Origin of the sequence: Pigmentiphaga humi, from assembly GCF_900606115.1 — a bacterium.
Classification (GTDB): domain Bacteria; phylum Pseudomonadota; class Gammaproteobacteria; order Burkholderiales; family Burkholderiaceae_B; genus Pigmentiphaga; species Pigmentiphaga humi.
Genome location: NZ_UWPJ01000026.1, coordinates 130,628 through 151,978, shown reverse-complemented (window position 1 = coordinate 151,978; position 21,351 = coordinate 130,628). Strand labels below are relative to the sequence as shown.

The window sequence follows — 21,351 nt, the reverse complement described above, 5'->3', positions numbered from 1 at the left end:
CTGGCCACGAGCCAAGGGGAGGCGCGATGGATCTGCGGCAGTTGGAATACTTCATCTATGTGGCCGAACTGGGCAGCTTCACCCAGGCCGCGGCCGTGCTCGGAGTCGGCCAGCCCGCCTTGAGCCGGCAGGTGCGCAAGCTGGAAGTAGCGCTGCGGCAGACGCTGTTCTACCGCAACGGCCGCGGCGTGCGCCTGACGGAGGCGGGCAAGCGCCTGCTGGCGCATGGCCGGACCATACAGCTGCAGGTCGAACATGCACGCCATGACGTCGAGGATGCGCGCGGCACGCCGCTGGGCCGGGTGATCATCGGTTTTCCCTATGCGGTCGGACGGATGTCCAGCACCGCCTTCGTCAAGGCGTTCCGGCACCGCTATCCCCGGGCCAACCTGTGCATCACGGAGGGGCTGACCATCCACCTGCAAGAGTGGCTGCTGGCCGGCCGCATCGACATCGCGCTGCTGCACGATCCGGTGCCGTCCCCCAGCCTGGACATCCAGCCCATACGCGAAGACGACTTGCTGCTGCTGGGCTACAAGAAGCACAGCGAGGCCGCGGTGGTGGCCGATATTCCCCTGCGGCGCGTGGCGGAGCTGCCGCTGATCATCCCCTGCAGGCCGCATCCGCTGCGCATGATGGTGGAGACCCGGCTGGCCAACATGGGACTCAAGCCGCAGGTGGCGCTTGAAATCGACGCGGTGGCGACCATCGTCAACCTGGTCGCCCAGGGCGAAGGCTATGCCGTCGTGACCCGCCACGCCGTTGCCATCAGCGCCTTCAAGGAGAGCCTGCAGTTGCGCCGCATCATCGGGCCGCGCATGAGCAGCGTGCTGGCGCTGGCTACGTCGTCCGAGCGGCCCCTGACCACGCTGGTGCATCGCACGAAAGAGCTGCTGCTGGAGCAGTTGGCGGCGCCCCAGGCTTGAACCGTGTGCGCGCAGGCCAGCGGCCCGGATATGTTTTCGAGGAATAACAGCTAGGCAGGGATGCCGATATTCATAGCGTTTCTCCAGCACTAAGCTTTCGGTGTCGCGCGGCGGTGCATGCGCCGCGACGGCATACCGATAAAACAGGAGACACGACGATGACGCAGCGTTTCGGTTGCATGTTCGCGGGCATGGCAGGAGGAGCCGCGCTTGCCCTGGCCCTGGCGGCGCCGGCCCTGGCGGCCTATCCCGACAAACCCATCACCCTGGTCGTTCCTTTCCCGCCCGGCGGCGCGGTCGACACCCTGGGACGCCTGTTCGCCGAGAGCATCAGCGCGCAGACCGGGCAGCCCGTGATCGTGGAGAACAAGGGCGGCGCCAACGGCAACATCGGCACGGAAGCCGTCGTGAAGTCGGCGCCGGACGGCTACACGCTGCTGATCGCGGCCAACGGGCTGGCCACCAACCCCACGATCTATCCCAAGCGGACGTTCAATGAGGTGAACGATCTTCGGCCCGTGGCCTATATCGGCTATGCGCCGCTCATCCTGGTGGTGGCGCAGGATTCCCCCTACAAGACTCTGGACGACCTGATCAAGGCGGCCAAGGCCAAGCCCGGTACGATCACCTATGCCACCTCGGGCAGCGGCAGCGCGCCGCACCTGGCGTCGGAACTGCTGAGGCTGACGACCAATACCCAGATGGTCCACGTTCCCTACAAGGGCGGCTCGGCCGCCAAGCTCGATCTGGTGACGGGCCGGGTGTCGTTCATGCTGCTCAATCCGCTGGAGGCCGTTCCCCAGGTCCAGGCGAAAAAGCTGCGTGCGCTGATGGTCGACAGCGACGAGCGCCTGCCGCAGCTTCCCGACGTCCCGACGGCGCGGGAGCTCGGCCATTCCGAATTGGAGGCCAAGGTCTGGTGGGGGTTCGCGGTGCCCAAGCGGACGCCCGACGACGTGGTCGAGGCGTTGAACGCGCGCATCAACGCCGCGCTCAAGGACAAGCAGGTCCAGGACAAGCTCAAGCAGATGGCGGTCACGGTGGGAGGAGGCAGCACCCGGCAGTTCGACGCCTTCTTCCACGAGCAGGTCGCCAAGTGGGCCGACGTGGTCAAAAAGGCCGGCGTGACTGCCGAATGAACCGCCGGACGCGGACCGCAAGGCGCCGCGCCCGCCCCTGCAATGTATCCGGATAGACCATGATCATCGATTGCCATGGCCATTACACGACGGCTCCCAAGGCGCTCGCGGCTTTTCGCGCCTGGCAGCTGGACATGCTGCTGCATCCCGAACGGCGCACGCCCGACCCGGGCATGGCGGTGAGCGACGACGAGATCCGCGAGTCGCTCGAGCTCAACCAATTGCGCATCCAGCGCGAGCGCGGCGTCGATATGACGCTGTTTTCGCCCCGTGCGGGCGGCATGGCGCACCACGTGGGCGATGCCCGCACCAGCGAAGCCTGGACGCGGCATTGCAACGACCTGATCCATCGGGCGGTGTCGCTGTACCCGGACCGTTTTGCCGGCGTCTGCCAATTGCCGCAGTCGCCGGGCGTCAGCCCTGCCCTGTGCATTCCCGAACTGGTGCGCTGCGTGGAGGAGCTGGGCTTCGTCGGCTGCAATATCAATCCCGATCCCACCGATGGCTACTGGAAGGATCCTCCGCTGACCGACCGCCACTGGTATCCGCTTTACGAGAAGCTGGTCGAGCTGGACGTGCCGGCCATGGTCCATACCAGTTGTTCGTGCAATCCCAATTTCCATTTCACGGGGGCGCATTACATCAACGGCGACACCACGGCTTTCATGCAGTTCATCGAAGCCGACCTGTTCAGGGACTTTCCCGGCCTGAAGTTCATCATTCCCCATGGCGGCGGCGCGGTGCCCTACCACTGGGGCCGTTATCGCGGCCTGGCCCAGGACATGGGCAGGCCGCCGCTGGAGAGCATGATGGAGAACGTCTTTTTCGATACCTGCGTCTACCACCAGCCGGGCATGGAGCTGCTGCTGCAGATCGTGCCGGAGGACAACGTGTTGTTCGCATCCGAGATCGTCGGCGCGGTCAAGGGCGTGGATCCGCGCACGGGCTTCAACTATGACGACACCAAGCGCTACATCGACGGCATCGCCTGGCTGCGGCCCGAGGCACGCGCCAAGGTCATGGGCGGGAATGCCCTGCGCGTCTATCCGCGCCTGCGTACCCGCCTGGAAGCCTCGGGCCGTTCGCCGGCCCGGGCCTGACGCGCGCACCGGAGCATGACGATGAAGCCGGACAACGGTGTGCTTGCGCATGGCGCGGGGAGGGCGTCGCCGCCCAGGCTGGTAGGCGTACTGGGCGGCATGGGGCCCCTGGCCACGGTGGATTTCATGCAGCGCCTGATCGACCTTGCCGGCGCCGGCACCGACCAGCAGCACATCCCCGCGGTAGTGGCCCAGATCCCCCAGATACCCGATCGCGTCGGCGCCATTCTCAGCGCGACCGAGAGCCCGCTGCCGCAATTGACCGAGTCGCTGCGGCGCTTGGAGCGCGCGGGGGCCGATCTGATCGTGATGCCGTGCAATACCGCGCACTACTGGTATCCCGAGCTGGCCGCCGCTACCGACCTGCCGTTCCTGAATATCGTCGATGCGGTGATTGACGTGTTGGCCGGCCACGGCCTGGAGCCGGGCAGCCGGGTCGGGTTGCTGGCCACCCGCGCGACCCTGGCCGCGGGCGTCTATGCCGAACGCGACGGGGTGCAATTCGTTGCGCCGGAAGAGTCCGAACTGCGCGACCTGCTGCTCCCATGCATCGCTCTGGTCAAGGAAGGCCGCGTCCAGGAAGCGGGCGGATTGCTGACGCAGTGCGTGGCGAGCATGCGCGCCCGAGGTGTCGAGCACATTGTCCTGGGCTGCACGGAATTGCCGCTTGCGCTCAAGGCGGCCGGCATGTCGCTGGACGATGGCTTCGTCGATTCCACCACCGCGCTGGCGCAGGCCGCCATTGCCGCCGCGAGGGCCGGTCCCGCCTAGTTTTCAACCCGGTTTTCCACCTTCGTTCAGGAGACAAAAATGAATCTCGCAAAATTCCCCCGTCACCGCTTCGGTCATTTCCCGACGCCGCTCGAGCATCTGAAAAACCTGAGTGAACATCTGGGCGGCCCCGATATCTACATCAAGCGCGACGATTGCACCGGGCTGGCCACGGGCGGCAACAAGACCCGCAAGCTCGAGTTTCTCATCGCCGATGCGCTGCGGCAGGGGGCGGACACCGTCATCACGCAGGGAGCGACGCAGTCGAACCACGTGCGCCAGACGATCGCGGCGGCGAATATCGTAGGCTTGAAGAGCAAGGCCATCCTGGAGAGCCGGGTGACCAACCTGGACCAGGAATACGCCGAATCGGGCAACGTTTTCCTGGACCGGCTGCTGGGCGGCGAGATCGCCAGCCGCGTGCCGGCCGGCACCGACATGAACGCGGCGATGGAAACCCTGGCGGCGGAACTGCGCAGCCAGGGCGCCAAACCCTACATCATCCCGGGCGGCGGCAGCAATCCGGTCGGCGCGCTGGGCTACGTCGCCTGCGGGCTGGAAATCATGCAGCAGGCCTACGAGCTCGGCCTGGACGTCGCGGCGGTGTTCCACGGGACGGGCAGCACAGGCACGCAGGCCGGTCTGATAGCCGCTTTCGAGGGTACGCAAAGCGGCATTCCCGTGATCGGCATCAGCGTGCGGGCGCCGCAGGCGCCGCAAGTGGCCAACGTGCTGAAGCTGGCCAACGCCACTGCCGAACTGCTGGGGCTTTCGACCCGCATCGCCGAATCGGCGGTGCAGGTGGACGACCGCTACGTGGGGCCGGGCTATGGCCAGCCCACGCCTTCGATGATCGAAGCCGTCACCATGCTGGCGCAACGCGAAGGCATACTGCTGGACCCGGTTTATTCCGGCAAAGGCATGGCCGGGCTGATCGGCCAGATCCGGGAAGGCCGGTACCGCAAGGGCCAGAAGGTGGTATTCGTCCATACCGGCGGGTCCGCCGCGCTTTTCGGTTACCGTTCCGTGTTCTGAGCCGTCCGGCGCGACCACAGCAGCATGGGCGTGAGCACCAGCGTGGCCAGCGCCAGCCCGACGCCGACCATAAAGCCCCCGCCGTAGCCCGCCAGCGCGGCCAGGGCGATCAACGACGAGGACGCGGCCATTTCACCCAGGTCGCGCATGCTCTGCACGGCGGTCATGTCGGTGCCCGCCTGGTCGCGCGCATGGGCGAAGCGCATCGCGGCGGTCATCATCGCGACGGATGCGCTCCCCGCGCCGAAACTGGCCAGCAGCGTCGCCAGCCAGACGACATAGGCAGGCAGAGCGGGCGAACTCCAGGCCAGGACCGTCCAGACGGCGGCCGCCGCGCCCGCCGAGGCGATGCCGACGAAGAACACCGGCCAGGCGCCCAGCCGCGACACCAGCCAGGCGCCCCCTCCGCAGCCCAGGACGATGGTGACGGCGCCGCCGGCCATGCCCACCTGGCCGATCTTTTCGAGTGCCCAGCCGGCATCGACCAGCAGCAGCTTGGACAATCCATGGCAGGCGACCACGGTCACGGCGGACAGAAAGGCCGCGGCGATCAACGCCCATGCTTGCGGACCCGAACTCAGGAAGCGCCGCAGGCTGGCCTGCTGCGGGCGCGTCCATCGATCGGAGGGCGGCGCGGGTTCGCGCCATGCCGCGACCAGCGCCAGGCTGAGCGCGATGGGCAGGGACAGGAGCAGCAGCGCGCCCGTCTGGCCGAGCCGGGCATAGGCCATCAGGAACACCGGGCCACCGTAGAAAAAGCCGATCATGGTGCCGCCGACCTGGACCGCGTTGGCCGCGCCCAGCGTGCGCGTATCGAACCGTTCGGCGACCAGGCCGTCGGTGGCGATGTCCTGCGTGGCGCTGGCCAGCGACGCGGCCACCGAGAGCGCCAGCAGATAGGGCAGGGCGGCCTGCGCGACGCCGATCGCCATGATGCCCAGCAACAGGGCCAGCACCAGCCCCTGCATGGGCAGGATCCAGCTGCGCCGGCGACCCAGGCGCGGCGACCAGTGGTTGTCCACGATCGGCGCCCAGCCGCATTTCAGGACCCAGGGCAGACCCACCAAGGGAAGATAGGCGAGCGCCCCGAGGTTGGCTCCCTGCTCCCGCAGTATGGCCGGCAGCGCTTCCATCGCGAGTCCGAAGGGGATGCCCTGGGAAGCGTACAGAAACGCGATCATGGGCCATTGCAGCAGGGGCGCGTCGCGCCGTGCCTTCGAAGCGGGGGAAAGGGTTGGCATGTCAGTTTTCCTGGTCGCGGGGGCGGCGCGGGCGGTGCTCGCTGTCGGTGGCGGGGGTGACGAACATCAGGCGGCCCGGCCGATGCACTTCCAGCCTGTGCCACCATCCCTGGGGAACGACTAGGGACTCACCCGCGGCGACTTCCAGTTCGCGTTCGTCGCCCTCGTCCGCGGCCAGGACGACGCGCAGCGACCCTTCCAGCAGCGTCAGGATCTCGTCGCCGCGCGGATGCCGTTCCCAGTGGTTGCCGTGGACCGAGGCGGTGTCGGAGATGGGCTTGATGCCCATGATCCAGCCGGCCTCCGGCAGGCCGTGCCGCTGGAACGGCATGAGGCGCACGGTCGCGTCGGCCTGGAGGACGGCCAGCGAGGAGGACAGCGCGAATAGCCGGGGCAGGCGAGAGGCGTCGCTGCCGGAGTCGGGGAGTTTGTGTCGGGTCATGATGGTCGAAGGGAAAAACGGGCGAGCCGCCACAACAGGGCGCCCGCCAGGATCAGCAGGAAGTTGAAGGCCAGCGCCGGCCACTCGGCGGCAAGCGGGTGGCCGGACTGATGCGCGAGGCTGGCGATGGCCGCCATCCAGAGCAGGGCACCGGCGATACGCAGCGAGGCCGCGGCGCGTTTGCGGCCGCTCGCGGGCCACGCGAAGCAGGCGGCCGCTCCAAGCCAGGCACCCCAGAAGGCCCAGGCCTGCAGCGCCGGACGGGCCGGCAGCGTGTCCGGCGTCAGGCTGGTGACCGCCAGCAGGACGCAGCATGAGAAGCTCAATCCCAGGCAGACACCTTGCGCCGCCCGCCGCGGCCAGGCCTGCGGATGCTCCGGGGTCGTCCGCCGCCGCAGCCAGAGCCAGGTGCCGGAGGCGGCCAGCAGCGCGGCGGCCAGGCCCCCCGCCGCGTGCAGCCAGCGGCTGGCCGTGCCGCCGTATTGCGCGAAGTGCAGAGGCTGGATGGCGATGAACGCCCGGGTCCAGGGACCGCGCTGCGCCGCGCTGTCGTGGCGCAGCAGCGCGCCGTCGCTCAGCCGGTAATGGAAGCGTTCGAACACGCCGGTGCTCAATTGGCCGGCGCCGTGTCCGCGCAAGGTGGCATAGGCCTGCGCATCGCCCCAGTGCTGGATGGCGATGCTCTCCACCTGGAACCCGGGATGGGCCTGCCGATGGCGTTCGGCCAGGGCGTTCAGGCTGGGCATGGCGGCTGGCTGCCCCACGGCGGGGAAGGAGGCGTTGTCCATCAGCGCCTGCATGGCCCGGCGAGGGCTTTCGGGGAAGGCATGGGGCGCCAGGTTGACGGTGGCCAGCGCGCCCAGGCCAGAAAAAATGCCTGTCACTGCGATGAGCAACAGGAGCGGCGAGAGCCAGAGCCCCAGCAGCTTGTGGGCGTCGAGCGCCAGTGTCCGCGCGTCCGCGCCGACGCGCAGGCGCAGCAGTCCGGAGGCCCGGCGGGGGTGGTTGGCCACCCCGCCCACGACCAGGAAGGCCAGCGCGAAGCCGAACAGGCTCACGAGCACACGGCCCGGAAACCCCGCGTGCAAGGTGTTGTGCAGCGTGACCAGCAGCTCCGCCGCGCCGCCATGGACGGCGGGCACGGGGCTGGCGTCGCCGGCGCGCAGGGCCAGCGCGGCCTGGCCGGCTGCCGGCCGGCCGCCGGCGGGGGCCACGATCGCATGGCGACGCAGGCCGTCCGGCAACTGGATCGTCAACGAGGCGCTGTCGCCGAACCGGGCCTGGCCCGCACGCAGCAGGGCGTCCAGGTCGAGCCTCGGGTCCGGGGCCTGGCGCTCGGACGGCATCTCCCAGTAGCGGACCTCCTGCTTGAGCACGGCGAACACGCCGGTCAGGCAGATCACGAACAACACGAGGCCCACGGTCATCCCCGCCCAGGCGTGAGTGACGGACACGGCCCGGCGCATGGGCACGGCCGCGCGCACGCCCAGGAACAGGCAGGCGCCCAGCATCAGCAGTTGCGCCAGCACGCCGACGAACATGCCGGCGTACAGCCGGTCCAGCGCGTCGTCCAGCGGCGCCCAGCGCGCGATGGCGATCGCCAGCCCGATGGCGGCCGCCGGCGCGGCCAGGACGGCCAGACCCGCGCGCGCGGGCCAGCGGGGAGCCGGCACCCTAATACTCCATGCGCAGCGTCAGGGCAACGCTGCGCGGTTCGCCATAGCGGTTGTTCCAGCTGGTGCCGGACAGGCTCTGGTAGTAGCGCGTGTCGAACAGGTTGTTGACGTGCAGCGCCGCGCTCATGTGTTTGCTGATGCGGTAGCCGAGCCGCAGGCTGGCCAGGGCATAGCCGCCCTGGCGCAGGGTGACGCCGCCGGACTGCACGGTATAGGCGCTTTGCGCCTGGATGCCCAGGCCCGCGCTGAGCCGGCCGTCGTTTCCGGGCAGGACGGTATTGGCCCACAGCCTGAAGATGTGCTTGGGCGTGAAGCGGGCGAAGGGCTGACCCTGCGACTGGGCGTCCTTCAGGTATTCGGTGGCGTTGTAGGTATATCCCAGCGACAGGTCCAGGCCCGGCAGGACGCGTCCGTTCAATTCGGCCTCGATCCCGCGGCTCTCGACCTCTCCGCTCGCGATGTAGTAGCAGATCGCGCCCGCGCAAGGATGCGCGGGGTCCGATTGCGCGCGGTTGCGCTGCCGGATGTTGAAGAGGGCCAGGCTGGCGTCCAGCCGCCCGTCCAGCAGTCCGCCCTTGATGCCGACTTCCCGGTTGCTTCCCTGGACCGGATCGAGCATGTCGCCTTCCCACGTGGCCTGCGTCTGCGGCTGGAAAACCTGCGCGTAGCTGGCGTAGAGCGCCCACTGCGGCGCGATGTCCAGCACCAGGCCGCCATAGGGCGTGAACTCGCTGTTGATGCGGGAGCTGGCGGACGAGGTGCTCTGCTTCCACCGGCTCAGCCGGCCGCCCAGGATCAGCTTGAGGGGATCGGCCAGCGAGAACCGGCCCATTGCGTAGGCGCCCGATTGGACCATGCGCGTCGGCCCGCGGGATGTGTACGGGCCCACTGCGGGTTCGGGCACGCTGTGCGGGTCCCAGTTCCAGACGTCCACCGGCACGCCTATCGGCGTCAGGAAGTTGGCGGAGAACTGCTCGGTGCTGGTGCGCAGGTGATTGACGCCCACCAGCGCCTCGTGCCTGCGGCCGAACAGCGTGAACGGGCCGTTCAGGTAGCCGTCCGCGCTGGTCTGGCGGTTCTCGAATTCATAGGCGGCGCCCGTCAGGCGCGGACCGGCGCCGGTGGCGGGATCGACCGCGCCGTTGGCGCCGGCATACTTCATGTCGGCGTTGCCGCTCAGGCGGTTGACGTTGAGCTTGGCCGTCCAGCCGTTGTCGAACGCGTGCTCCAGGCCGGCGAACACGCGCGTATTGTCCCAGTTGAAGCGGTCCCACGCGACGTCCAGGTAGGTGGAGCGGGGCAGGCCGATGTCGCGGCCATCGCTGTAGAAGGGCACGCCGGCCATGTTGGTGATGGAGCGGATGCGCTGGTGGTGCACGCCCACGGACAGCACGGTGCCGGGGCCGAGGTCCAGCTCGGCCGTGCCGTACAGGTTGGTGGACTTCTGGTCGGCCACGTCGTAGAAGAAGTCGCGGTCCTCGTGACTGACCACCATTCTCGCGCGCAGGCTGCCGCTTTCGTTCACCGGGCCGCCCACGTCCGCTTCGGCGCGGTAGCGGTTCCAGCTGCCGGCGGTCAGCGCGCCGCGCGCGCCGAACTGCCGCGGCGCCCGCTTGGGCACGAGATTGACGGTCGCGGCCGGGTTGCCCGTGCCCTGGAGCAGGCCGTTCGCGCCGCGCAGGATCTCCACCCGTTCGTACATGCCCATGTCTTCCGGCGCGCCGGCCGTCTGGCCCATGAGCACGGGTACGCCGTCCTGCTGGAACGAGTCGATCTTGAAACCCCGCGCGTAGTAGCCCGTGGTGAGCTGTTGATAGGGCTGGACGGTGATGCCGGGCGCCTGCTGCAGTACCTCTTCCAGCGTCTGCAGGTTCTGCTGCTGCATGCGTTCGCGGTCGATGACCGTGACCGATTGCGGCGTTTCCTTGAGGGACTGCGAAGTCTTGAGCAGCGACGCGGGCGCATCGGCGCTTCCCGTGACCTTGACTTCGGGCAGCGTGCTGGCCTGCGGCTCGGGCGCTGTCTGAGCATGGGCGCCCGCGCCCAGCAGCATGATGGCCGAGGCCAGGGCGGTGCGGACATGAAATGGCTTGCGCGTATCCACGAGGGTCCTCTTCCTTGTGTTGGAATTGAGAATCAATCTCATGAATTCTAGGAAGGGAGCGGAGTGCCGATTGGCGATTGCCGGTATCAATCTGGCGATCGGGAGTATTCGGCGGAACGGAGGGGAACTAGCGTCGCAAACCGCGCGGGGCGATGCCGAAACGCTTCTGGAAGGCCTTGGAGAAGTGCGAGTCGCTATAGCCCGCGGCGGACGCGGCGTGGGCCACGCTGCAGCGGCCGGCCGCCAGCATGCGGTAGGCGAGTTCGAGGCGCTGGTCGCGCACGAACTGGTAGACGCTGCAGCCGAACAAGGTGCGGAATCCTCGCGTGAGCGTCGTGACGTTCAGCCCCACCTGCCGCCCGAGCGCCGCGAGACCGGGCGGCTCGGAAAGTTGCTCCAGCAGCAGCGCGCGGGCCTCGTGCAGCGCTTCCAGCTGGCGCGGCGACAGCGTGAGCGCATCGCCTTGCGCGGTGCCGGCGGTGGCAAGTTCCAGACCGGCGAGCACGCTGGAGGTCAGCTCCAGCGCCTTGCCGGCCAGGTAGAGGTCGCGCAGGTTTCCCCGCAGCGGGCAGGCCAGCAGTTGCCGGCCCAGCGCCTGCAATATCCTGTTCGCCTGCCGGTCGAGGAAGAAGGGCGTGTCGGCGCCGCGTCCCCGCTGCCGGGCATGCAGGCCGATGTCGACGTCCAGCCCTTCCTGCAGCACTTCCTCGGGCATGCGCACGGCGACGTATTGCAGCGGCGTCGCAGCATGGAAGGAATGGCTGACCGTGAACGGGCTGCGGCTCAGGCTGAGATGGACGGCGGGCCCCTTGATGCCCATCGACCGATGTCTTTGCATCGAGTACCGCAATTCCCCGCCCAGCAGCAGGACCAGCTTCAACCCGGCTTCGTTGTGCTCGGTAATGGCCTGGTCGCGATCCGCGCGCAATATGCCGCCGCTGATGGACAGCGAAGCGGTCACGGCGGGGACATGCCATTGCTCGGGCACCGGGGCGGTCATCTGCATATATTGAATGAGAATCGTTATTCATTCTACATGTGGCGGCAACGACGCGCCATTGCCGGCCTGGCCGGCCGGCGGAGGTTTCCTGTCACGGTCATGTCATATTCGCTACGTAATCTCTCGGTCGTAGTGAGGTTTCCACTCCCCCCAAGCAGAGGACTGCACATGTTCAAGTTCGCTTTCAACAAGGTTACGGTTGCCGTCGCGCTGGGCGTTGCTGCGATTTCCGCGCACGCCGCCGACATCACCGGGGCCGGCGCGTCGTTCCCCTATCCCATCTACGCCAAGTGGGCGTCCGACTACAAGGCCGCCACCGGCAACACCGTGAACTACCAGTCGATCGGTTCGGGCGGCGGCCAGAAGCAGATCATCGCCAAGACCGTCGATTTCGGCGCTTCGGACGATCCGATGAGCGGCGAAGACCTGGCCAAGAACGGCCTGGTCCAGTTCCCGGCTGTGATCGGCGGCATCGTGCCCGTGGTCAACCTGCAGGGCATCCAGCCCGGCCAACTGAAGTTCACGGGTTCGCTGCTGGCCGACATCTACCTGGGCAAGGTCAAGAAGTGGAATGACGAGGCCATCGCCAAGCTGAACCCCGGCGTGTCGCTGCCGGCCGCCGACATCATCGTCGTCCACCGTTCGGACGGTTCGGGCACGACCTTCGGCTGGACCAACTACCTTTCCAAGGTTTCCGCCGACTGGAAGTCCACCGTGGGTGAAGGCAAGGCCGTGAAGTGGCCCGCCGGCCAGGGCGGCAAGGGCAACGAAGGCGTGGCCAACTACGTCAAGCAGTTCGCCGGCGCCATCGGCTACGTCGAATACGCCTACGCCAAGCAGAACAAGCTGTCCCACGGCCAGGTGCAGAACAAGGACGGCAAGTTCGTCCAGCCGGAAGAAGCCGCCTTCGCCGCCGCCGCCGCGAACGCCGACTGGAAGAGCGCGCCCGGCATGGGCGTGATCCTGAACGACGAGCCGGGCGAGAAGAGCTGGCCCATCACCAGCGCCACCTTCATCCTGATGCACAAGTCGCAGGACAAGCCCACCCAGGGCGCCGAAGTCCTGAAGTTCTTCGACTGGGCCTTCAAGAACGGCAAGAAGTCCGCTTCCGATCTGGACTACGTCGCGCTGCCCGATGCCGTGACCACCCAGATCCGCACGTTGTGGAAGTCCGACATCAAGGATGCCGGCGGCAAGTCGCTGTACTGATTAGTCCCCCTAAGCGCTTACGCGCGCCCAGCATGGTGAGCCCCCAGCCGCTGCGCGGCAGCCCCCCGAGGGGGCCTGGGCCCGCCTTGGGGCGGCCCGGCGCCGGGCCCAGGGGGCTCTACCGGCGGACTGGCAAGGCCAGATCCGCCGTGCCCTGGATCTGGCGGCGCATTGTCATGCGTCGCTTTTCTTCTGTCCCAATTCCCCGGACCCCCCATGAGCGCGGTACTTGATAACATTTCGGGCGTGATGAGAGGAAATCCTTCCTCCGACCGTGCAACTACCGGGAATCCGCCCCCGATGAAGAAAAACCGTAATGCGGCCATGGACGCATTGTTCAAGAACCTGACGCGGTTCTTCGCCTTCGCCGTTTTGTGCCTGCTGGCGGCGATCCTGGTCTCGCTGATCATCGGCAGCCAGGAAACCCTCGACAAATACGGCCTGTCGTTCCTGTGGTCGTCCGAATGGGATCCGGTCAACAACGAATACGGCGCGCTCGTGCCTATCGTGGGCACGCTCATCACCTCGGCCATCGCGCTGCTGATCGCCGTGCCCGTGTCGTTCGGCATCGCGCTGTTCCTGACCGAGCTGGCGCCCGCCTGGCTGCGCCGCCCGCTGGGCACGGCCATCGAAATGCTGGCCGCCATCCCCTCCATCATCTACGGCATGTGGGGCCTGTTCGTTTTCGCCCCGCTGTTCAAGGAATACGTGCAGCCGCTGCTGATCGCCACGCTGGGCAGCATCCCCGGCGCCGGCGTGCTGTTCCAGGGGCCGGCCTTCGGCATCGGCGTGTTCACCGCAGGCATCATCCTGGCCGTCATGATCATCCCCTTCATCACCGCCGTGATGCGCGACGTGTTCGAACTCGTGCCGGCGATGCTTAAGGAGTCGGCCTACGGCCTGGGCGCGACCACCTGGGAAGTGGTCTCGCGCGTGGTGCTGCCCTTCACCAAGGTCGGTGTGGTCGGCGGCATCATGCTGGGGCTGGGCCGCGCCCTGGGCGAAACCATGGCCGTCACCTTCGTCATCGGCAACGCCTACCGGCTTTCCGGCTCGCTGTTCGCGCCCGGCAACTCGATCGCCTCGGCCCTGGCCAACGAATTCGCCGAAGCCTCCGACGACGTCCACTTGTCGGCGCTGATCGAACTGGGCCTGATCCTCTTCCTCATTACCACCATCGTGCTGGCATGTTCCAAGCTGCTGCTGTTGCGGCTGGCGCAAGGCGAAGGCAGGAAGGGATGAACCCACCCCCTACCCGCTGACGCGGGCCCCCTCAAGGGGGCGGCGCTGGCGGACCGGCAAAGCCGGATCCGCGGCGCCCTGGGAAGAGCCGGCACAGTAACTGCGAAAGGAATTCTGATGTCTGTCATTACCATGCAGAACGGCGTCTACCGTCGCCGGCGGCTGACCAACCAGGTCATGCTGACCTTGTCGGCGGGGGCGCTGCTGTTCGGGCTGTTCTGGCTGTTCTGGATCATCCTGACCCTGCTGTCCAAGGGCGCCGCGGCTTTGTCGCTGTCGCTGTTCACCGAGATCACGCCGCCTCCCGGCCAGAACGGCGGCCTGCTCAATGCCTTGCTGGGCAGCGTGCTGATGGCCGGCCTGGGCACCGCGATCGGTACCCCCATCGGCATTCTCGCCGGCACCTACCTGGCCGAATACGGCCAGCGCGGCTGGCTGGCGCCCGCCACGCGCTTTATCAACGACGTGCTGCTGTCGGCGCCCTCTATCGTCATCGGCCTGTTCATCTACACCGTGTTCGTGGCGCGCATACAGCACTTCTCGGGCTGGGCCGGCACCCTGGCGCTTGCCGTCATCGTCATTCCCGTCGTCGTGCGCACCACCGACGACATGCTCAAGCTCGTGCCCAACAGCCTGCGCGAGGCCTGCATCGCGCTCGGCTGCCCGCACTGGAAAATGATCACCATGGTGTGCTATCGCGCAGCGCGCTCCGGCATCATCACCGGCATCCTGCTGGCAGTGGCCCGCATCGCCGGCGAAACCGCACCGCTGCTGTTCACCGCCCTGAACAACCAGTTCCTGTCGCTGAACATGAATGCGCCCATGGCCAACCTGCCGGTCACGATCTTCCAGTTCGCCATGAGCCCCTTCGCCGACTGGCAGCGCCTGGCCTGGGCCGGCGCGACCCTGATCACGCTGCTCGTCCTGGTCATCAACATCATTGCCCGCGTCATGTTCCGCAAGCAAGGCGCCTGAGCCCACCCATACCGACGCGACTCATACCCGGATACACCATGTCTACCATCGCCGAGATAGTGAACCCCAAGCTGGAAGTCAAGGACCTGAACTTCTACTACGGCAAGTTCCACGCGCTGCGCAACGTCAACATGCGGATTCCCGAAAAAAAGGTTACCGCCTTCATCGGGCCATCGGGCTGCGGCAAATCCACGCTGCTGCGCACCTTCAACCGCATGTTCGAGCTCTACCCCGAACAGCGCGCCGAAGGCCAGATCAACATGGACGGCGAAAACCTGCTCACGTCGAAAATGGACATCTCGCTGATCCGCGCCAAGGTCGGCATGGTGTTCCAGAAACCCACGCCGTTTCCGATGAGCATCTACGACAACATCGCCTTCGGCGTGCGCCTGTTCGAGAATCTCAGCAAAGGCGAAATGGACGAGCGCGTCGAATGGGCGCTCACCAAAGCCGCGCTGTGGGAAGAGGTCAAGACCAAGCTGCACCAGAGCGGCCATAGCCTGTCGGGCGGCCAGCAGCAGCGCCTGTGCATCGCCCGGGGCATCGCCATCAAGCCCGAAGTGCTGCTGCTCGACGAACCGTGTTCGGCGCTGGACCCGATCTCCACCGCCAAGATCGAAGAGCTCATCGCCGAACTGAAGAACGATTACACCGTGGTCATCGTGACCCACAACATGCAGCAGGCGGCGCGCTGTTCCGACTACACCGCGTACATGTACCTGGGCGAACTGGTGGAGTTCGGGGTGACGGACCAGATCTTCATCAAGCCGGCGAAAAAGGCCACGGAAGACTACATCACCGGCCGCTTCGGCTGACGTCCCTCCGGCCGGGCATCCCCGGCCGATCCTGCTGCAACCTGGGCGAACCGGCCGCGCTGGGCGCGACGGACCGGTTCCTTGCCACGGCATCGGCCGATATCAATAGGCCCGCGTGTCCAGGCTGATCCAGCCCCGCACGTCGACGATCCCCAGGCGGGCAATGGAGCCCGACGGCAACTGATCGCGCGTTCCGCGAAGAATCTGCTGGTTCGGGGCCACCGGAACGAACGGTACCGCGGCGGAGGCGGGCGGCGCTATCCAGTGGCCCAGATCGTTCTCGTCCTGGACCAGCCACAGCGGCTGCACGGTGGCGTCTGCAGGCAGGCTCTGCGGGCGCGGCACGCCAGCGGAGAAGTTGTCTCCGACGGAACTCAGGAACCCGGTGATGCGCAGGACCCCCGGCTCGGCCGCGTCCGATACGATCAGCATGCCCGGCAGCGAATCGTCGTCGTCATCATCGTCATCGTCGGGCAGGCCGCGCACGGAGACCGGAATCATGAAGTTCTCGGGGGAGTCGACCGCAAAGCGCATGCCGTCCGGAAGCGCCGAGAAGTAGACAGGCGTGCCGGCGTCGTCCAGGTGGAACCAGCCCTGCATGAACGACGGGTCGACGAGCTGGTCGACGGTGCTGTCCGTCAGCGGTTTGATGGCGGTCAGCCAGCCGGAGGCGTCCTGAACCGCGGCGAAGTCCTGTTCCACGAGGCCGCGATCCACCGCGTTCAGGTCGGCCTGGACCGAGGTCGGGGCGTTCGGGGTTCCGTCGTTCCAGTCGACCACGCCGATGGTGGGCAGCGGCAGCTTGGTATTGTCGGTGCCGATGTCGGAGTGCTGCCGGATGAAGCTGCGCTGCGAGTCGGGCAGGAAAGCCAGCGCGGTATAGGTATTCGTGTCGTCGGAGGTCTCGGCGACGCGCTGCGGCAGATAGAACGTGAGGCCGGCAAGGTTGGAGAAGGCCTCGGTGTGCTTCTGGTGGACCACTGCCTGCTCCAGCGCCTGCGTCAGCCTTTCCCGCTGCGCGTCGGTCAGCCGCAGGCTGTTCCACTCGAACATGCGCAGGTCGACCAGCTCCATTGGCCCGGGGCTCAGCAGATTGGAGCCGAAAATGAACGCCCTGGAGCGGGCTTGGGCGATGTCGAGCCAGGTCTGCACCGGCTCGGTGGCCAGTTGTCCGTTCAGCGTGGCGCTGATGTCGGCGAGCGCGGCGGTCACGCCGTCGATGCGGCTCAGGTCGACCAATGACAGCGTGGCCTGGGCGACGGGGTTTTCCTTCAATTGCTTGGCGACGAAGGCGTCGACCATGGTGCGGCCGAAGGCTTCGGTGCTGTCGGTGGCAGAGCGGGTCAGGTGCGTCAGCAGCGCCGCCCAGTCCTGGCCGGTGCCGGGCTCGAGCTCCTGCGAAGCGACCATGTAGTCGGCGTAGGGGGCCAGGGCCTGGCCGACTTCGACCGATGCCATCAGACAGGCGTCGAAGCCGATCAACGCGAGCTTGCGTCCGGATGCCTGCGTGACCGGAGCGAGCGCGCTGCGCAGGGCGTCCAGCGACAGGGCGTGCCCGGTGAACGGGTCGGAGCCTATGCCGTGGTTGGGGCCGCCGCCGTGGTCCCACAGGACGAGCATGGTCCGCTCGGCCGGGTAGGTTTTCATGCCCCAGGAGACGAAATCCTGCAGGGTCTTGGCGCTGCCCATGTCCACGGCGCCCAGGTCGTCGAGCAGCTCGACCCGCTGGCCCAGCACGCGCTTGCGCTGGACGGTGCGCCAGCCGTCTTTCTTGGCGGCGCCGGTGGTCAGCACGACGTTGACCCGGTCGCTGGGCGCGATGCTTCGCATTTCGTCGATGTTGAGCGTGGCCGAGCCGTCATCGCTCTCGAGATTGGTGCCCATCATGTAGACGAGCAGGGTGACGTCCGCCTGCGCGGCCGGCGTACTGCCGGACCCGCCGCAACTGACGACGAGCATGGCCAGCGTGGCGATGGCGAATATGGCCCGCAGGCGGGCGGCAAAAATGCGGAAGGCGCGAAGAGGAGGAGCGGGCATGCGGCGATCCTTTTCATGGTTATATCGGAAGCATTTTGTAACACCGTTTGAGACGAGAAGCGATACTTTTCAGCCCTTTCGTTGGCTCATGGGCTTAGTCGATCGGGGGCGCGCCCTGAGGCAGCCAGAGGAGTCTCACGGTCAGCCATATCGGTTGCGGCGCCCGGCCGGCAGCTTTTTCGCCCGGCGTGGGTAGATTCTTCATTCCGGGAGCGCCTGAGCGTGGAACGGTGAGGTACCGCGGCCTGGCACGAACCCTGCTCGGTGCGGCCATGGACTTCAACTGCAACGCCGCTGTGTTGGTTCCCGCGCCGGCCGATGCCGCGGCCGGCGGCGCTCCGTCCCTGGTCTACGTGGACGATGCCGGTCCGGGGTACGGCCGCCGGCTGGTCCGTGGACGATTCGTCTATGTCGACCTGTACGGCAAGCGCATCCGCGACCCGAAGGAGATTGCCCGCATCGACGCACTGGCGATCCCGCCCGCCTACGCCGAGGTCTGGATATGCCCCGACCCGGCCGGACATATCCAGGCGACCGGACGCGATGCGCGCGGCCGTAAACAATATCGCTACCACCCGCATTGGCAGGCCGAACGCGACGCTGATAAATATGCCCAGTTGGCCGAGTTCGGCCGCGCCCTGCCGCGCATCCGGCGCCGCGTGCAGCGCGCGCTCGACGCGCCGGGCCTGGGCGAAGAAAAGGTGCTGGGCACCCTGGTGCGCCTCCTCGAGACGACCTTGGTGCGGGTCGGCAACCGCGCCTACGCCAGGGAGAACCGGTCGTTCGGCCTGACGACTTTGCGCCGGCGCCACGCCTCATTGTCGGGCGTCCGCCTCCGGCTGCGCTTTCGCGGCAAGAGCGGCGTCGAGCATGACGTCGCCATCGCCGACCGGCGCGTGGCGCGAGTCGTGCGGCGATGCATGGAAATTCCCGGCCAGACGCTGTTCCACTACCTGGACGAGGCGGGCCAGCCGCACGGCGTCGACTCGGCCGCCGTCAACGCCTACCTGCGCGAAGCGGGGCAGGGGGATTTCACCGCCAAACACTACCGGACGTGGGCCGGATCGGTGATGGCCCTGGAATGCCTGCGCAAAATGCCCTGCGCGCAAGGCCAGGCCGCGCGCCGGGCGGTCGCCGAGGTGGTCAAGGCGGTGGCCCGAAGGTTGGCCAACACGCCTGCCGTTTGCCGGACTTGCTACATCCATCCGGCCATCATCGAGGCCTATCTGCGTGGAGAGCTGCCCGCGGGCTCGACTCCCGTCGCCCCGCGGGGATTGTGCGCGGCCGAGCGGCGGCTGCTGGCATTCCTGGATAGCCTAGGCCTGGATGGGAAGTGAGGTTAGAAAAATGCCAACCCTTGAGGGGCGCGCTGACCGCAAGCCGGTTGCACCCATAGGGCAGAAAACGCAAAGGCCTGGGACGTAGAAGCGTCCCAGGCCTTGATTTCATTGTTCCGGGCGGCGTAATCGCGGCTCTTATCGCGGCCGGGCGCAACCAAGGATCATGAGCGGAATGCGGCAGTGCAAGCGTCAGGAATCGAAGGTCGAGAGGTCAAAATAGCCGACAACGCCGGCTCGAGTCTGCTTCTGGAGGCTTCCCAGGAGCACCAGGCGTGGCGGCTCGTAGGACTCTTTCTGCGGCTCAGAGCGGGAGCTGTTCAATTCGGAGGGTTCGAAATTCGACGTGATGGTTCCATGAGCGGGTGGGGTGTTGGCAGGGCTTTTACCTTATCCGGCGTGGAATAGCCATTCATGCTGCTTCAGAATGGGCGCCAAGAACACAACAGGACTAGCCACTATCGCGTCAGAATCTCGAAGGTGCTTTGGCACTCTGAGTACAAAGACTACGATGGCAAGGTCTTAAAATCCTACCAGATCGGTCTGAGGACCAGCCGTCGGCGAATGCACTCGAACAGCGCTTACGAGCTTTTGACGCCGAGGAAGCGAAGCGCTAGGGCAAACGAAACACGTTGTCGGGTGTGGATCTAATGTTTGGCAGTTTGAGGCCTGCACGCCTCGACGTTCGCATTGGAAAGCAGGCTATGTCTGCTCCTTTTGTCCACGACACGTGAATCTCAGATTCAACATATCAGACATCCGGATGGAAAAGCTATACGACCGCAACTGGCCGGAAGCAGGCAGCGGCTTACTAGCGATAACGTGTAATTATCTCTAGTTATGTCGGAGTTCGGCCTGCTGTCTTGAAAAACTCCCTACCTGCGCCTTATGCAACTTTTTCGCAGCCGTCCGCTAAAGAGCCTTGTTGGCTTTCATGTCAGTAAGAAACGGGCCAGAGTCGTTCCCGATGCTGTAATTTGTGTGACGCCTGCCGCCAATGCTTCATCTCTCAAGTTCGTAGCAGCCCATCGCCCGCAAAAAATGTAGATAGGTGTGCTAGGTGAAAGTTGCTTAATTGCTCGAGCTAGATCAATGCCCGCCTTCTCCCCTTCGGGCCTGCCCATGTCTGAGATCACTACGTCATAATGCGACCGCCTGAACATTGCAACGCCTTCATCCGTCGCTAGCGCGGTGTCCACGCGCGCTCCACGGTTCTCTAACGACGCGACCAAAAAACTATTGTTTTTTGGATCGTCATCTACCCAAAGAATGCGCTTACCAGAAGCTGGTGCTGTCCCTAACGCTTCTTGCGTCGCTCCACCCAGTCGCTTCTCAAGCTCGGCGACCTTAGATTGAAGGTCTGAGAGCGCGTCAATCTGTTGTTTTGACACCTCCTCCATTGTCAATTCGTTACCCGCAACCTTGATAGTGAATTTGCGTGCGAGAGCTGTTTCGATAAGCGCTTTAATCGGTGCATAGAATTTAACCAGTAGAACGGCAAAGACGATTGGCCACGCAAGTGTTGCAAGAGCGGTAATCAGTTTCGCAATAGATTCCAATAGCGCCTCCATGATAGCTAACTACAAATAGGCGACAAGCCGCTGGAGACGATTGATCGCCTAAACAGATGCAACCTAGTCCAACTCATTGAAGCAAAGTCTTTTGATTTAGTTTAGACAAACCTAAAAACCTACGGATGGAGGATCTGTCCACTTTTGGCCGGACAGCGACAATCCAGATAGATGCGCTGTCCGATTGTAAGCAAACCTCACGTTTCTGTCTGCTCTGCCATTTCCAGCGCGTCGTCGACTTCGATGCCAAGGTATCGCACCGTGCTTTCTAACTTGGTATGTCCGAGAAGGAGTTGGACTGCCCGAAGGTTCTTCGTTCGCCGGTAGATCAGCGTCGCCTTTGTTCGGCGCATGGTGTGCGTGCCATACGTCGCAGGGTCCAAACCGATCGACACGACCCAACCCGCAATGATGCGTGCGTACTGGCGCGTAGAAAGGTGCGGCGACTTGGTTACCGGCCGATGCATCTTGCGCTGCATGACGATAGCACGCGGGTAGATGCTCTTCCCTTGTGAAGTGTCGCAAACGCGCAAGCTGACCAAATCGCAACCACGTAATTTGCTGTCGATGGCTAGGTTGAATAGCGCCAGATCCCGCACCTTTTCAGCTAGCTGGAGCCGTATACGGATCGCCCAGACTTCTTTTAGCTTCAAAGGAGTCTTTTGGCCAACAAGTCTCCCCTTGTTCCAAGGAAAGAACGGTTTTGCTTCATTGAGATCCGGTTTCATGAG

The 21,351-nt window shown here is 65.7% G+C and carries 19 protein-coding genes; 10 read left to right on the top strand and 9 right to left on the bottom strand.

Annotated features, from left to right (window positions below):
- Window positions 1–26 precede the first annotated feature (26 nt).
- The 5 genes from PIGHUM_RS17515 (at window position 27) to cuyA (ending at window position 4,971) form a co-directional block, all read left to right on the top strand.
- A complete protein-coding gene (locus tag PIGHUM_RS17515; protein ID WP_124080918.1) occupies window positions 27–926 on the top strand; it encodes a LysR family transcriptional regulator in 900 nt (299 codons plus the stop codon).
- A gap of 158 nt (window positions 927–1,084) precedes the next feature.
- Window positions 1,085–2,065, top strand: coding sequence for a Bug family tripartite tricarboxylate transporter substrate binding protein (locus PIGHUM_RS17510; RefSeq protein ID WP_124080917.1), 981 nt, complete (start codon window positions 1,085–1,087; stop codon window positions 2,063–2,065).
- A gap of 59 nt (window positions 2,066–2,124) precedes the next feature.
- On the top strand, window positions 2,125–3,165 hold the full coding sequence (locus PIGHUM_RS17505; protein ID WP_124080915.1) for an amidohydrolase family protein: 1,041 nt from the start codon (window positions 2,125–2,127) through the stop codon (window positions 3,163–3,165).
- Window positions 3,166–3,186: 21 nt separating this feature from the next.
- Complete coding sequence (gene cuyB / locus PIGHUM_RS17500) at window positions 3,187–3,936, top strand: cysteate racemase (RefSeq protein WP_124080913.1); 750 nt, start codon at window positions 3,187–3,189, stop codon at window positions 3,934–3,936.
- A 39-nt stretch (window positions 3,937–3,975) separates the two neighbouring features.
- Window positions 3,976–4,971 (top strand): D-cysteate sulfo-lyase, encoded by a 996-nt coding sequence (gene cuyA / locus PIGHUM_RS17495; protein WP_124080911.1) that lies wholly within the window; start codon window positions 3,976–3,978, stop codon window positions 4,969–4,971.
- Here the strand turns inward: cuyA and PIGHUM_RS17490 are convergent.
- The 5 genes from PIGHUM_RS17490 to PIGHUM_RS17470 form a co-directional block, all read right to left on the bottom strand.
- A complete protein-coding gene (locus tag PIGHUM_RS17490; protein WP_124080909.1) occupies window positions 4,953–6,212 on the bottom strand; it encodes a RhtX/FptX family siderophore transporter in 1,260 nt (419 codons plus the stop codon). The genes cuyA and PIGHUM_RS17490 overlap by 19 nt on opposite strands.
- 1 nt (window position 6,213) lies before the next feature.
- The gene (locus PIGHUM_RS23945) at window positions 6,214–6,654 is read right to left on the bottom strand and encodes a cupin domain-containing protein (RefSeq protein ID WP_160142331.1); all 441 of its coding nucleotides are present in this window, start codon (window positions 6,652–6,654) and stop codon (window positions 6,214–6,216) included.
- A complete protein-coding gene (locus tag PIGHUM_RS17480; RefSeq protein WP_124080905.1) occupies window positions 6,651–8,327 on the bottom strand; it encodes a PepSY-associated TM helix domain-containing protein in 1,677 nt (558 codons plus the stop codon). Before PIGHUM_RS17480 ends, PIGHUM_RS23945 begins: the two co-directional genes overlap by 4 nt.
- A 1-nt stretch (window position 8,328) precedes the next feature.
- A complete protein-coding gene (locus PIGHUM_RS17475) occupies window positions 8,329–10,434 on the bottom strand; it encodes a TonB-dependent siderophore receptor (protein ID WP_342773209.1) in 2,106 nt (701 codons plus the stop codon).
- 127 nt (window positions 10,435–10,561) lie between these two features.
- Complete coding sequence (locus tag PIGHUM_RS17470; protein WP_124080903.1) at window positions 10,562–11,440, bottom strand: helix-turn-helix domain-containing protein; 879 nt, start codon at window positions 11,438–11,440, stop codon at window positions 10,562–10,564.
- A gap of 162 nt (window positions 11,441–11,602) precedes the next feature.
- On the opposite strand from PIGHUM_RS17470, the gene pstS reads away from it, so the two are divergent.
- The 4 genes from pstS to pstB all read left to right on the top strand — a co-directional run bounded on the left by pstS (window position 11,603) and on the right by pstB (window position 15,675).
- Window positions 11,603–12,643: a phosphate ABC transporter substrate-binding protein PstS gene (gene pstS / locus PIGHUM_RS17465; RefSeq protein WP_124080901.1), complete on the top strand. Its 1,041-nt coding sequence runs from the start codon at window positions 11,603–11,605 to the stop codon at window positions 12,641–12,643.
- Window positions 12,644–12,859: 216 nt separating this feature from the next.
- Complete coding sequence (gene pstC / locus PIGHUM_RS17460) at window positions 12,860–13,885, top strand: phosphate ABC transporter permease subunit PstC (protein ID WP_124080899.1); 1,026 nt, start codon at window positions 12,860–12,862, stop codon at window positions 13,883–13,885.
- 117 nt (window positions 13,886–14,002) lie between these two features.
- Window positions 14,003–14,860, top strand: a complete 858-nt coding sequence (gene pstA, locus PIGHUM_RS17455) for a phosphate ABC transporter permease PstA (protein WP_425466738.1) — start codon at window positions 14,003–14,005, stop codon at window positions 14,858–14,860.
- A 38-nt stretch (window positions 14,861–14,898) separates the two neighbouring features.
- Window positions 14,899–15,675, top strand: a complete 777-nt coding sequence (gene pstB, locus PIGHUM_RS17450; RefSeq protein WP_124080895.1) for a phosphate ABC transporter ATP-binding protein PstB — start codon at window positions 14,899–14,901, stop codon at window positions 15,673–15,675.
- 102 nt (window positions 15,676–15,777) lie between these two features.
- On the opposite strand, the gene PIGHUM_RS17445 is transcribed toward pstB, so the two are convergent.
- Window positions 15,778–17,712 carry a clostripain-related cysteine peptidase gene (locus PIGHUM_RS17445; protein ID WP_124080893.1) on the bottom strand — a complete coding sequence of 645 codons (1,935 nt, stop codon included), beginning with the start codon at window positions 17,710–17,712 and terminating at the stop codon, window positions 15,778–15,780.
- 272 nt (window positions 17,713–17,984) lie between these two features.
- Here PIGHUM_RS17445 and PIGHUM_RS17440 point away from each other — a divergent pair, with 272 nt between their 5' ends.
- Window positions 17,985–19,049 (top strand): DNA topoisomerase IB, encoded by a 1,065-nt coding sequence (locus tag PIGHUM_RS17440; RefSeq protein WP_124080892.1) that lies wholly within the window; start codon window positions 17,985–17,987, stop codon window positions 19,047–19,049.
- Between the two features lie 192 nt (window positions 19,050–19,241).
- On the opposite strand, the gene PIGHUM_RS24450 is transcribed toward PIGHUM_RS17440, so the two are convergent.
- The 3 genes from PIGHUM_RS24450 to PIGHUM_RS17425 form a co-directional block, all read right to left on the bottom strand.
- Window positions 19,242–19,373 carry a lasso RiPP family leader peptide-containing protein gene (locus PIGHUM_RS24450; protein ID WP_160142330.1) on the bottom strand — a complete coding sequence of 44 codons (132 nt, stop codon included), beginning with the start codon at window positions 19,371–19,373 and terminating at the stop codon, window positions 19,242–19,244.
- 608 nt (window positions 19,374–19,981) lie between these two features.
- On the bottom strand, window positions 19,982–20,620 hold the full coding sequence (locus PIGHUM_RS17430; protein WP_124080890.1) for a response regulator: 639 nt from the start codon (window positions 20,618–20,620) through the stop codon (window positions 19,982–19,984).
- A gap of 197 nt (window positions 20,621–20,817) precedes the next feature.
- Window positions 20,818–21,348: a tyrosine-type recombinase/integrase gene (locus PIGHUM_RS17425; protein ID WP_124080887.1), complete on the bottom strand. Its 531-nt coding sequence runs from the start codon at window positions 21,346–21,348 to the stop codon at window positions 20,818–20,820.
- Window positions 21,349–21,351: the final 3 nt, after the last annotated feature.